Consider the following 12,256-nt stretch of genomic DNA (forward strand, 5'->3'; position numbering starts at 1 on the left):
TGGCGCCTGCGGGTCACTCATCGCGGCGCAGGTCCGGCGGGATCGGCAGGTTCGGCATCGGTCCCGGGCGCTTGCCTTTGCCGGCGCGGTACTGCTTGAGCTGGTAGACGTAGGCCAGCACCTGGGCCACGGCGAGGTAGAGCCCAGCAGGAATCTCGTGGTCGAGCTCGGTGGAGTAGTAGACCGCCCGCGCCAGCGCCGGCGATTCGAGCACCGTGACCTTGTGCTCCTGGGCGATCTCGCGAATCTTCAGCGCCATGAAGTCGTTGCCCTTGGCCAGCAGGCGCGGCGCGCCGCCCTTCTCGGCGTCGTACTGCAGGGCTACGGCGAAGTGGGTCGGGTTGGTGATGACCACGTCGGCCTGCGGCACCGCCTGCATCATCCGCCGGTTGGCCATCTCGCGCTGCATCTGGCGGACCTTGGCCTTGACCTCCGGCTTGCCCTCGGAGTCCTTGTACTCGTCCTTGACCTCCTGCTTGGTCATCATCAGCTTCTTGCGGTTGTCCCAGAGCTGGAAGGGAACGTCCGCGGCGGCGATGAAGATGATGCTGCAGGCCAGCCAGAAGGCGCTCCAGCCGACGATCCGGGCGCTGTGCACCATGGCCTGCTCCAGCGGCTCATGGGAGATCGCCAGGAGGTCGTCCTGATCGGACTTGAGCACCAGGATCGCCACGATCAGCACCAGCACGAACTTGGCCAGTGCCTTGAGCAGCTCGGTGAGCGAGCGCAACGAGAACATGCGCTTGAGCCCGGCCAGCGGGTTCATCCGGCTGAACTTGGGCGCCAGCGCCTCGGCGGAGAACAGCCAGCCGCCCAGCGCGACCGGGCCGACCAGCGCCGCGAGCAGCAGCACGGCAAGGATCGGCCAGACCGCATCGGCGCCGATCTTGCCGCCGGCGATCAACAGGTTGAGCATGCTCTCGCTGTTCATCACCGTGGCGCGGTCCAGTTCGAAACTGCCGCGCATCAGGCGCATCAGCGCATCGGCCAGGCTGGCGCCGAACATCAGCAGCGCTCCGGCGCCGGCCAGGAGCACGGCCAGGGTGTTCAGCTCCTTGGACCGGGGGAGCTGGCCCTTCTCGCGCGCCTCCCGGCGCCGTTTCTCTGTGGGTTCCTCTGTCTTGTCTTCGCTACTGTCGTTCTCGGCCATCAGCGGGCCCCCACGAGTTCGCGAAGCAGGCGCAGGCCTTCACTGGCCAGCGCCTGGTACTGGGTGAGTATCTCGGCACTGCCAATCCAGACAATGACGAAACCCATGATCAGGGTGAGCGGGAAACCGATCGAGAAGATGTTCAGCTGTGGCGCCGCGCGGGTCATCGCGCCGAACGCCAGGTTGATGACCAGCAGCGCGGTGATCGCCGGCAAGGCGATCATCAGGCCGGCGCCCAGCACCCAGCCGAGCTTGCCGGCCACGCTGATGAAGTGGTTGCTCGACAGCCCTTCGCCCACCGGTAGCGTGGTGAAGCTTTCCGCCAGCACCTCGAACACCACCAGGTGGCCGTTCATCGAGAGGAACAGCAGGGTCACCAGCATGGTGAAGAACTGTCCCAGCACCGGCACCGAGATGCCGTTGGTGGGGTCGACCATGGACGCGAAGCCCAGGCCCATCTGCATGGAGATGATCTGCCCGGAAATGACGAAGGCATGGAACATGAGCTGCAGGACGAAGCCGAGCATGGCGCCGACGAGGATTTCCTGGGCGATGTAGACCATCGCCTTGAGGCTCAAGGCATCCACCTGCGGCATCGGCGGCAGGTTGGGCGTCAGCGCCACGGCAATGGCCACGGCCAGGTACAGACGCACGCGGGTCGGGACCAGCTGGGTACCGATGATCGGCATCACCATCAGCATGGCGGCGATACGGAACAGCGGGAATAGGAAGGCCCCGATCCAGCCGCCGATCTGCGCGTTGCTGAGCTCGAGCATCAGCCGATCAGCGTCGGGATGCTGGCGATCAGCGACTGGGTGTATTCCATCAGCTGCCGCAGCAGCCAGGGGCCCAGCACGATGAGGGTGAGCAGCACCACCAGCAGGCGTGGCAGGAAGCTCAGGGTCTGCTCGTTGATCTGCGTGGCGGCCTGGAACATCGCCACGATCAGGCCCACCAGCAGGCTGGGCAGCACCAGGATGCCGACCATCACGGCAGTCAGCCAGAGCGCTTCACGGAACAGGTCGACGGCGACTTCGGGGGTCATGGCTGCTCCTGTCGTTCAGCAAAGGGGTTCATCGCTAGACCGTCCCGAAACTGCCGGCGAGCGTGCCGATGATCAACGCCCAGCCGTCCACCAGGACGAACAGCATGATCTTGAACGGCAACGAGATGATCAGCGGCGAGAGCATCATCATGCCCATCGCCATCAGCACGCTGGACACCACCAGGTCGATGATCAGGAACGGAATGAAGATCATGAAACCGATCTGGAAGGCAGTCTTCAACTCCGAAGTGACGAACGCCGGCACCAGGATGGTCAGGGGCGTGGCGTCGGCGCTGGCGATGTCGGTGCGCTTGGACAGCCGGACGAACAGCTCCAGGTCCGACTGCCGGGTCTGCGCCAGCATGAAGGCCTTGAGCGGGACCTCGGCGCGGGTGATCGCTTCCTGCGCGGGGATCTGCTCGCTCAGGTAAGGCTGCAGCGCGGTCGTGTTGATCTTGTCGAACACCGGTGCCATGACGAACAGGGTGAGGAACATCGCCAGGCCGATCAGCACCTGGTTCGACGGCGTGCTCTGCAGGCCCAGCGCCTGGCGCAGGATGGAGAAGACGATGATGATCCGGGTGAAGCTGGTCATCAGCATGACGAACGCCGGGATGAAACTCAGCGCGGTCATGATCAGCAGGATCTGCAGGCTGACCGAGTACTCCTGCTGCCCCTGCGGGTTGGTGGTCACGGTGATCGCCGTCAGCTGCGTCGGATCGGCGGCGAAGGCCGGCGGCGCCATCAGCGCCAGCAGGCCCAGGAGCAGCGGCGCGACTGCCTTGAGCGCACCGATCAGAGCGGAGAGAGTAGGCGAACGGGTCACTGCGGGCGGCCCTTGTCCTTGTTCAGCAATTCCAGCAGACGCTGGGCGAATTCCGGCTGCGCCGGTTCCGATTCGGCGGCATGCACCGGCTGGCGCATGACGTGCAGCGGGGTGATGCGACCGGGCGTCAGGCCCAGCAGCACCTGTTCCTCGCCGACCTGCACCAGCACCAGGCGATCCCGCGGACCGAGGGACTGGCTGGAAATCAGGCGGATCGCCTGGTTGCCGCGCGGCACCACCTGTTGCACCCGGCGCACCAGCCAGGCCAGCAGGAAGATCAGCCCGACCACCAGCACCAGGCCCAGCAGCAACTGCATCAGTTGCGCGCCGGCACTGCCGGTGATGATGCTCGGCGTGGAACTGGCGTGGACGATGGCCGGATTGGATGCCGGCGCCTTGGCCTCTTCGCCCAGGGCGAAGAAGGACAGCCCGGCCAGCGGCAGGACGGCGAGATTCGCGAGCAGGCGGCCCATGTCAGCGCAGCTTCTTGATGCGTTCGCTGGGGCTGATCACGTCGGTGAGGCGGATGCCGAACTTCTCGTTCACCACCACCACCTCGCCGTGGGCGATCAGGGTGCCGTTGACCAGCACGTCCAGCGGCTCGCCAGCCAGGCGATCGAGTTCGATCACCGAGCCCTGGTTGAGTTGCAGCAGGTTGCGGATGTTGATGTCGGTATGCCCGACCTCCATGGAAATGGTCACCGGAATATCCAGGATCACGTCCAGGTTGGGGCCTTCCAGCCCGGCGATCATCGGCGTCTTGGGCGCCATGCCGAACTCTTCCATCGGTGCGCGTGGTGCGGCAGGCACGGCCGGAGCCGCAGCGCCGGCCATCATCGCGTCGATGTCGTCCTGGTTGGCGTCACCGGATTCGGAGAGGGCCGCAGCCCACTCATCGGCCAGCGCCTGTTCTTCGGGGGTCACGTTTTCTTCATCAGACATGGTGGGTCCTCGTGGGATCCGCTCAGCGCAAGCGCTCGAGAGGATCGAGAATCTGCAAGGCCAGGTTGCCCTTGTGCGAACCCAGCTTGACCTTGAAGGAAGGCACGCCGTTGGCGCGCATGATCATGTATTCGGGCAGCTCCACCGGGATCACGTCGCCCGGCTGCATGTGCAGGATGTCGCGCAGCTTGAGCTGGCGGCGCACGACGGTGGCACCCACCGGCACGCTGACGTCGAGGATGTCTTCGCGCAGGGCATTGATCCAGCGCTCGTCCTGGTCGTCGACATCGGACTGGAAGCCGGCGTCGAGCATCTCGCGGATCGGCTCGATCATCGCGTAAGGCAGGGTGATGTGCAGGTCGCCGCCGCCACCGTCCAGCTCGATGTGGAAGGTGGAGACCACCACCACTTCGCTGGGGCTGACGATGTTGGCCATTGCCGGGTTCACCTCGGAGTTCACGTACTCGAAGTTGATCGGCATCACCGCATGCCAGGCCTCGGCGAGGTCGACGAAGGCCTGCTCGATGACCATGCGCACCACCCGCAGCTCGGTGGGGGTGAACTCGCGGCCCTCGATCTTGGCGTGACGACCGTCACCGCCGAAGAAGTTGTCCACCAGCTTGAACACCAGCTTGGCGTCGAGGATGAACAGCGCGGTGCCGCGCAGCGGCTTCATCTTCACCAGGTTGAGGCTGGTGGGTACGTACAGCGAGTGCACGTACTCGCCGAACTTCATCACCTGCACGCCGCCCACGGCGACATCCGCCGAGCGGCGCAGCAGGTTGAACATGCTGATGCGGGTGTAACGGGCGAATCGCTCGTTGATCATCTCCAGGGTCGGCATGCGGCCCCGGACGATGCGGTCCTGACTGGTCAGGTCGTAGGACTTGATCGCCCCCGGCTCGACGTCGGACTCGGTTTCCACCAGGCCGTCGTCGACGCCGTGCAGCAGCGCGTCGATCTCGTCCTGGGAAAGTAGATCCTGCATGGCCATGGCGGGTACCTACTGCAATACGAAATTGGTGAAAAGCACTTGCTCCACGGTCAACTGACCGGTCGCCTTCTTCGCCAGTTCCTGAAGACTGGACGTGGCCTGCTGGCGGAGCATTTCCTTGCCGACCGGAGTCACCAGATTGTCGAAATTCTGGCTGGAGAACAGCATCACCAGCTGGTTGCGTACCAGTGGCATCTGCTCGCGCAGGGCATCCATCTGCGCCTGGTCGCGGCCCATCAGGGCAACGGCCACCTGAAGATAGCGCTGGCGGCCGTTCTGGTTGAAGTTGACCACGAAGGACGGCGCGAGGATCTCGTAGACCGCCTGCTTCTTCGTCGGCTCGGCGTGTTCCGCGGCCTTGGCTTCGGCTTCGTCGGGCTTGGCGCTCTTGTGCAGGAAGAACCAGGTACCGCCCACCGACGCCCCCACCGCCAGCAGGAAGGCCAGCACGATGATGATGATGAGCTTCAGCTTGCCCTTGCCGGGCGCCTGGCCATCGGGGAGAGAAGGCGTCTGTTCTTTCTTGGCCATGCCAATAATCCGTCACTTTTGCGGCGCGATGCGCTGATACCGGGGTAGCAGCAAGGGCTGTGCCAGTTTGCAAGAGTCCTACTGGCGACGCCGCGGATATTACAGGCTAGACGGAGGATGTCACGGGGAGGAGTAAGAATTTTCCTCCGAGCCGGACAGGTCGGGTATTGAGGCGGTTCGCGAGCAAGGGAAAACCTGGCGTTCGGGCTTATACCCTCTTCCTAACCCCCTCCCTGAAGGGAGAGGGGACTGAACGGCATCAAGCGAAGCGCTGAGCTACCCAACGACTCCGGGCTGCTCCCTCTCCCTTCGGAGCGGGGCGCGCAGCCAGGGCTGGGGAGAGGGTTCTTTCAAGCCCCCCCCAACGCCCGGTCATGCGTAGTAATCCACCAATCCCCTGCCCTGCGCCGTCGTCTGCGGGCGGATCTCGGACACGCCACTGATCATCGGCTCGTCGTCACCGCTGCCGTTACCCGCCACGCCCCGCGAGCTGCCACGACCGTCGCCCTGCTGCTGTTGCTGCCAGCCACGGGCGGACTGGTCGGAAACGTTCACGTCCAGCTGCATGCCCTGCTGGTTGAACATCTCGCGCAGGCGGTGCTGCTGGCTGTCCAGCGCTTCGCGGACGTTGGCGTTGGCGCTGACGAAGTTGACCTGCGTCTGGTCGCCGGTCATGTGGATGCGCACTTCCAGGCGACCGAGGTTGGCCGGGTCCATCTGGATCTCGGCGGACTTGAGGTTCTGCGAGGACATCCACATCACCCGGTCCACCACCTGATCGGTCCAGCCGTTCTGCTGCACGGACACCGCCTGCCCCGGCACCAGCGGGTTCACCGGGCGACTGGTCATGGCCTGCGGCGTGTTCAGCGCCTGGGTCAGGGATTCCAGGCGTGCGGCGAAGGCTTCGTTGCGCGGCATCTCCGGCTTGGCGTCGGTCTGCACGTCCGCCAGTTGCTGGGTGAGGTCGGCGCCATCCTTCAGCGCGCCTTCGGCGAGCTGGGTTTCAGAGCCCTTGGCGGCCGAGTCCGAGGTCAACGCCGCGAGGGCGGCAGACAGGTCATTCCTGCCACTGGCATCCAGCGACTTGTCCCCCGCCCTGGCGGCGAGGTGGCCGGTGAGCTGGGTCTGTTGCGCCTGCTGCGCCTGGTCGTCGGCGCCCACGGCGAGGGTCAGGTTCACCCCCGGAATCTCGTTGAGCTTCTGCAGGTCGCCGTCGCTGCTGGCATCGGTCAGTTGGCTGGTGCCGGTGCTGACCACCAGCGGCGGCGCCTCGGGCTCCGGCAGCTGGCCGGTCATGCCGAGCATCAGCAGCGGGTCGAGGGTCGCGTCGGACTTGGTGTCGCTGTCCGCCACCTTATCGTCCGCCTTGTTCGCGCCATCGGCCGGCAAGGCCTTGCCGTCCTCGGCAACCTTTGGCTGGTCGGCGGCAGCCGGCGCGCTGGAGTCCTTGCTCGCGGTGTCCTTGTCGGCACTGTCCCGCGGCTTGTCGGTCTTCGCCTTCACCGGCTTGTCGGCCCGCTCACTGGCGGCTGGCCGCTGCTCCTTGGCGTAGACGTCAGCGAAGCTGGAACCCTTGTCGCTGCTGGTGCCGGACGAATTCTGCGCAGACCTGGAGAGCGCCGCCTTGGGCCGGGTGTCAGGCGTCGACGTCAATAAAATATCCGGGGCGACAGCCATCGGAGTTCTCCGTTGATGTGATTATCCAACACGGAGATAGCAAGGTGCGGGCCAACTCGGAAAAGGTCAGGGGTGACCGGGCAACAGCAGGGTGCGGACGATGGAGAATTCGTGCTCGACCTTGCCGATCAGGCCTTGCGCGCCAGTCAGGTCGTTCTGCCGTGCGGCCTCTTCCAGGCGCTTGCACAGACTGCTCAGCACCGAGGCGCCCATGTTGCCGCAACTGCCCTTGAAACTGTGCGCGGCGTGGCGCAGCGCCGGCGCATCGCTGGCAGCGAAGGCCCCGCGGATGCTGCGCAGGCGCTCCTCGGAGTCGCTGAGGAAGGTTTCCACCAGGAGCGGGTACTCGTCTTCCATGATCGACAGCAAATTGCTCAGCACGGCGCCATCGAGATGCGGCTCGGACATTGGGCACTCCCTGAAGGGTGGCTCGCCACCCTGCGGGGGGGACAAGTAGGTTCCGATTATGCCTGAGCCGACCAGAAGAACTCCACGGAGACCGTCTTCCCATCGCCGGACCACTGGCAGCGGTCAGACAGCTGCCGCACCAGCGTCAGCCCGCGCCCGCAGAGGCTGCCGGCGGCCTTCTGCGAAGCCAGTACCGCCCCCACGTCAAACCCGTCGCCGCTGTCCTCCACGCGCACCAGCAGGCGCCCGCCATCGCCGTGGGGTGCGAGGTCGAGATGGAAGCGCACGAAGCCGTCACGCAGGGCGACCAGGCGCTTGCTGCGTTCCTGGTAATAGCGGGCGAAGCCGGCGGCGTCGCACTTGAGCGAGGAGTCCAGACCCATCACACCGTGCTCCAGGGCGTTGGAGTAAAGCTCGGCGAGCACGGTGTACAGCGCACCACCGCGCGGGCGCAGGTCCTGCACTTCCATCAGCAGTTGCAGCAGGAAGGGCAGCGGATTGAAGTTGCGCAGGGTCGGCGCGCGGAATTCGAAGCTGGCGGACCAGTCCAGCGGGCTGCTCAGGCCATTGTCGGAGAACGCCAGCGGCGGGCGCTGCAGCGAGCCCTCGGGGACCAGCGCGATCTCCAGCATGCTGACGTCATCCTGGGCCTCACCGCGAAAACGCGCCACCGCGGCCTGGATGCCGTCGAACAGGCGCGTTGACGCGAGACCCTCGCTGAACACCTGGAGCAGGCGCTCCTCGCCGAACGCCTCGCCAGCGGCATTGCGCGCCTCCAGCACGCCATCGGAGAAGAGGAACACACGGTCGCCCTCCTCCATCGCGTAGACCTCGAAATGGTCGCTGAAGGCCGACGCATCGAGAATCCCCAGCGGCAGGTGGCGCGACACCAGTGGCTGCAGTTCGCCGCTGGCGTGGCGGTGCAGGTAGCCATTGGGCAGGCCGCCGTTCCACACCTCCACCAGGCCGCGCTGGAAGCTCAGGTTGAGCACCGCGGCGCAACAGAACACGCCCACTGGAAGGATGCGCTTGAGCTTGGCATTCATCTCGCGAAGGATGTCCGCCATCGGATAGCCCTTGGCGGTCATGCCGTAGAACACTTCGGCCAGCGGCATGGCACCGATGGCCGCCGGCAAGCCGTGGCCGGTGAAGTCGCCGAGCAGCACGTGCATGCCGCCGGAGGGCTTGAACGCCGCCAGCAGCAGGTCACCGTTGAACAGCGCGAAGGGCGATTGCAGGTAACGGATGTTCGCCGCGTTCAGGCAGCCCGAGTGCGCCACCTTGTCGAACACCGCCTTGGCCACCCGCTGTTCATTGAGCAGGTGTTCGTTGTGCCGGGCGATCAGGTCGCGCTGCTCCAGCACCATCCGCTGCAGGTGATGCAGGCGCCCCATGGCGCGGATCTTGGCTTCGAGGATGACGCGGTTGTAGGGCTTGGAAAGGAAATCGTCGCCGCCCGCCTCCAGGCTCTGCACCAGCGCCTCGGGCTCGCTCAGCGAGGTGAGGAAGATGATCGGCACCAGCTCCTCGCCCGCCTGCCGGCGAATCCGCCGCGCCGCCTCGAAGCCGTCCATCACCGGCATCAGCGCATCCATCAGCACCAGCTGCGGGCGTTCCTGGGCGAACAGCGCCAGCGCTTCCAGGCCGTTGGCGGCGGTGAGCACGCGATGCCCCTGGCGGCTGACGATGGTCGACAGCAGCAGGCGATCGGCCGCGTTGTCGTCGGCAATCAGGACGGTGAGGAGCTCGGACATGGCCGTTGCCACCGCAGGGCGAGCCGGGTCAGCTGATCCTGAACAGCTGCTCGAAGTTGGAGATGGCCAGCACCTTGCGCACGTCCGGATTGCAGTGCGCCAGGCTGATCTGCGCGCTCTCGCCGCCGGCGTGGTCGCGCAGCAGCAGAAGCATGCCCAGCGCCGAGCTGTCGAGGTAGGTGGCACCCTTCAGGTCCACCACATAGCGTTTGGGGGTGGTTTCGACGCGTTCGTAGGCGTTGCGGAATTCCTGGTGTGCGCCGAAATCGAAACGCCCCTGGACCACGATGGTGAGCTCCTGCCCGTCAGCGGAGGGAACGGATGTGATGGCCATGGGATTCTCCTTATCGATCGATGGTCGCGCACGAGCTTGAAGATGTAGCAGCTAGCGATGACAGCGGCAACCTCGGCGAGCGATGGGAAACCGCCTCGCCAGACCGGTCGAACGATCGCCATACAGGTCGATTAATGGACCACCGGTCGTCACAGGCACGGCGAATGCCTTTACCCTTTCACCCGTGCGACACAGAACGAAGGCTCGCAAGAAGCCTTGGAAGGGTCGCACCCGGCAAGAAGGGGGGAGCATGTACAAGTCCATTCTCATCGCAGCCTGCGTGTTGTGCGCGGTGCCGTACGCAGGTGCCCAGGTGATGCAGCGCGAGCTGGGCGACTTCGAACTCAAGTTCGCCAACTCACCGACCCGCAGCATGGCCCAGGGCCTGGTCCAGCCGGGCCAGGCCAACAGCACCCAGGGCGGCCTCGACATCACCCACGACAGTGGCTGGTACGTGGGCAGCTGGACCTCGAACATCGAGCAGGAAAAGCCGCTGGAGATCGACAGCTACGCCGGCTTCAAGCACCCGCTGGGCGACGGCAAGCTGGGCTACGAAGTGGGCACCCTGCGCTACACCCGGCCGGAACAACCCGACTACGACAGCCAGGCCCTGTACGGTGGCCTGTCGGTATTCGGCAGCCGTCTCGGCGCGGCCTACAGCGCCCAGGCCGGGCGCAGCACAACCACCCTGTTCACCGACCTGGGCGTGCAGCCTGACCTGGGCTTCGACGTGACCTTCAAGTACTCCGCCTACAACCTCGCCTCCCCCGTGAGCCTGGACAGCGGGGGCAGCGTCAGCGAATTCGGTGACTGGTCGGTGAACTTCAGCCGCCCGTGGAACGGCATCGACCTGAACTTCTCCTACAGCGGCAGCAGCCTGACCGGCGGCGACTGCAGCGCCTACTCCGGACACAACGCCTATTGCGACTCGGCGTTCATGTTCAAGGCTTCGCGGCCGTTCTTCTGAGGCACCTGCACCCAAGCCCCTGACCCTCTCCCGGCCGGAGAGGGGGATCGCGCGCCGACAGCTCCCGGCACCGAGAAAGTCAATTTCATTCAAGATCGGCGCTGCGCCAGAGGCTACTCTGCCTGTCACCTCTCCGCACTCGCAGGCCTGACCCGATGCTGCACCGAGTGAACTGCACCACCGCCGCCCTGCCCGGCCTGCGCGCCGTCGAGATCCTCACGCAGCGCAGCTTCCCGCGCCACGCCCACGACGAGTACGGCATCGGCGTGATGCTCGAAGGCGGGCACCGCTCATGGAGTGGCCGGGGCCAGGTCGAGGCGCAACCTTGCGACATCATCACTGTCAGCCCCAACGAGCTGCATGACGGCATCCCCCTGCGTGGCGAGCCGCGTCGCTGGTGGATGCTGTACGTCGAGCCGACGCTGATTGCACAGTTGGCCGGCGCTGAACTCGCAAGCCGGGAGTTCGCCCTGCCGGCCCTCGCCGACCCGCAGCTCGCCCGGCGCATTGCCGGCCTGTTGCAGCGCCTGCCGAGGGCTTGCGCAGATGAAGCCAGCGAAGGCGTGCTCGACCTGTTCGGTGAACTGCTCGATCAGCCCGTTGACACCAGGACGACCGCCCTGCACTCGCGCAGCGTGGCGCGCATGCTCGAACGAATCCACGACGACCCGCGCAACGCCCCCGCGCTGGCGGAACTGGCCGGCATCGCCGGGCTGACGCCCTATGCCGCGCTGCGCCGCTTCCGCCGCGAGCTGGGCACGACGCCCCATGCCTACCTCCTGCAGTACCGCGTGCGCCAGGCCCACAAGGCCATCGGCGAGGGCCGCACGCTGGCCGACGCCGCCCAGCTCGCCGGCTTCGCCGACCAGCCCCACATGACCCGCGCCTTCGCCCGCCAGCTCGGGCTGACGCCGGGGCAGTGGCGCTCATCGCTCAGGCTGCAACCCACGCCCTGATTGCACCGGCCCCACGGCCGCCCCTCTGTCACACAGGAAACCCACGGGAATGAACGCAGAATTCCTGCTGACGGCGTTCGTCGTCGTTTTGCTGCCCGGCACGGGCGTGCTTTACACCCTGGCCGTCGGCCTCGGGCTCGGCGCCCGCGCAGCCGGCATTGCAGCCTTGGGCTGCACGCTGGGGATGATCCCGCAACTGCTGCTCGCCACCTTCGGCCTGTCGGTGATCCTCCAGGCCAGCGCGGCCAGCTTCCAGAGCGTCAGGCTGCTGGGCACGGCCTACCTGCTGTTCATCGCCTGGCAGGTGTTTCGCGGCAGCGGCGCGCTGGCCCTGGACTCCGCCGGCAGCCCGCGCAGCGCGGCGCAACTGGTCGGCACCGGGCTCTGGCTGAACCTGCTCAACCCCAAGCTCGGGCTGTTCTTCCTGGCCTTCCTGCCGCAATTCGTGCCGGCCGGCAGCGAGGACGCGCGGGCGCTGTTCCTGCTCCTCGGCCTGGTGTTCGCGCTGATGACCTTCGTCGTGTTCGTCGGCTACGGATTGCTGGCGGCCTGGGTGCGCGACCAGGTGATCGGTCGGCCCGCGGTGATGCAGGGCATCCGCTGGAGCTTCACCCTCGCCTTCGTCGTGCTGGCCGTGCGCCTGGCCTTCGAGACCCTGCACGCCTGATCGCG

Annotated in this window: 15 protein-coding genes; 3 read left to right on the top strand and 12 right to left on the bottom strand. The window is 66.0% G+C overall.

The genetic code is table 11. The annotated features are described in order from the left end of the window. Positions 1-13: 13 nt before the first annotated feature. The 12 genes from flhB to J2T47_RS26490 form a co-directional block, all read right to left on the bottom strand. Positions 14-1,150 (bottom strand): flagellar biosynthesis protein FlhB, encoded by a 1,137-nt coding sequence (gene flhB, locus J2T47_RS26435; protein WP_253453338.1) that lies wholly within the window; start codon positions 1,148-1,150, stop codon positions 14-16. Further along, a complete protein-coding gene (fliR, locus tag J2T47_RS26440) occupies positions 1,150-1,926 on the bottom strand; it encodes a flagellar biosynthetic protein FliR (RefSeq protein ID WP_253453340.1) in 777 nt (258 codons plus the stop codon). Before fliR ends, flhB begins: the two co-directional genes overlap by 1 nt. Continuing rightward, positions 1,926-2,195: a flagellar biosynthesis protein FliQ gene (gene fliQ / locus J2T47_RS26445; protein ID WP_253453342.1), complete on the bottom strand. Its 270-nt coding sequence runs from the start codon at positions 2,193-2,195 to the stop codon at positions 1,926-1,928. The genes fliR and fliQ overlap by 1 nt, the downstream gene beginning before the upstream one ends. Positions 2,196-2,229: 34 nt before the next feature. Next, complete coding sequence (fliP, locus tag J2T47_RS26450) at positions 2,230-2,940, bottom strand: flagellar type III secretion system pore protein FliP (RefSeq protein ID WP_253453466.1); 711 nt, start codon at positions 2,938-2,940, stop codon at positions 2,230-2,232. A 77-nt stretch (positions 2,941-3,017) separates the two neighbouring features. Further along, positions 3,018-3,494: a flagellar biosynthetic protein FliO gene (gene fliO / locus J2T47_RS26455; RefSeq protein WP_253453343.1), complete on the bottom strand. Its 477-nt coding sequence runs from the start codon at positions 3,492-3,494 to the stop codon at positions 3,018-3,020. A 1-nt stretch (position 3,495) separates the two neighbouring features. Continuing rightward, on the bottom strand, positions 3,496-3,963 hold the full coding sequence (gene fliN / locus J2T47_RS26460) for a flagellar motor switch protein FliN (RefSeq protein ID WP_138215080.1): 468 nt from the start codon (positions 3,961-3,963) through the stop codon (positions 3,496-3,498). Positions 3,964-3,985: 22 nt separating this feature from the next. After that, the gene (gene fliM, locus J2T47_RS26465) at positions 3,986-4,957 is read right to left on the bottom strand and encodes a flagellar motor switch protein FliM (RefSeq protein ID WP_045212074.1); all 972 of its coding nucleotides are present in this window, start codon (positions 4,955-4,957) and stop codon (positions 3,986-3,988) included. A 9-nt stretch (positions 4,958-4,966) separates the two neighbouring features. Next, positions 4,967-5,488 (bottom strand): flagellar basal body-associated protein FliL, encoded by a 522-nt coding sequence (gene fliL, locus J2T47_RS26470; RefSeq protein ID WP_081519288.1) that lies wholly within the window; start codon positions 5,486-5,488, stop codon positions 4,967-4,969. A gap of 372 nt (positions 5,489-5,860) precedes the next feature. Further along, positions 5,861-7,165, bottom strand: a complete 1,305-nt coding sequence (locus J2T47_RS26475) for a flagellar hook-length control protein FliK (protein WP_253453345.1) — start codon at positions 7,163-7,165, stop codon at positions 5,861-5,863. Between the two features lie 66 nt (positions 7,166-7,231). Beyond that, entirely contained in the window at positions 7,232-7,573 is a 342-nt protein-coding gene (locus tag J2T47_RS26480) for an Hpt domain-containing protein (protein ID WP_253453347.1), read from the bottom strand. Positions 7,574-7,629: 56 nt separating this feature from the next. After that, positions 7,630-9,327, bottom strand: coding sequence for an ATP-binding SpoIIE family protein phosphatase (locus J2T47_RS26485; protein ID WP_253453349.1), 1,698 nt, complete (start codon positions 9,325-9,327; stop codon positions 7,630-7,632). A gap of 28 nt (positions 9,328-9,355) precedes the next feature. After that, the gene (locus J2T47_RS26490) at positions 9,356-9,661 is read right to left on the bottom strand and encodes an STAS domain-containing protein (RefSeq protein WP_253453352.1); all 306 of its coding nucleotides are present in this window, start codon (positions 9,659-9,661) and stop codon (positions 9,356-9,358) included. Positions 9,662-9,911: 250 nt separating this feature from the next. On the opposite strand from J2T47_RS26490, the gene J2T47_RS26495 reads away from it, so the two are divergent. The 3 genes from J2T47_RS26495 to J2T47_RS26505 all read left to right on the top strand — a co-directional run bounded on the left by J2T47_RS26495 (position 9,912) and on the right by J2T47_RS26505 (position 12,251). Continuing rightward, a complete protein-coding gene (locus tag J2T47_RS26495) occupies positions 9,912-10,628 on the top strand; it encodes a TorF family putative porin (RefSeq protein ID WP_253453354.1) in 717 nt (238 codons plus the stop codon). 155 nt (positions 10,629-10,783) lie between these two features. Next, positions 10,784-11,584, top strand: a complete 801-nt coding sequence (locus J2T47_RS26500; RefSeq protein ID WP_253453356.1) for an AraC family transcriptional regulator — start codon at positions 10,784-10,786, stop codon at positions 11,582-11,584. 49 nt (positions 11,585-11,633) lie between these two features. Beyond that, positions 11,634-12,251 carry a LysE family translocator gene (locus J2T47_RS26505; protein ID WP_253453358.1) on the top strand — a complete coding sequence of 206 codons (618 nt, stop codon included), beginning with the start codon at positions 11,634-11,636 and terminating at the stop codon, positions 12,249-12,251. Positions 12,252-12,256 lie beyond the last annotated feature (5 nt).

The sequence above is a fragment of the Pseudomonas nitroreducens genome, assembly GCF_024170165.1.
GTDB lineage: Bacteria > Pseudomonadota > Gammaproteobacteria > Pseudomonadales > Pseudomonadaceae > Pseudomonas > Pseudomonas nitroreducens_C.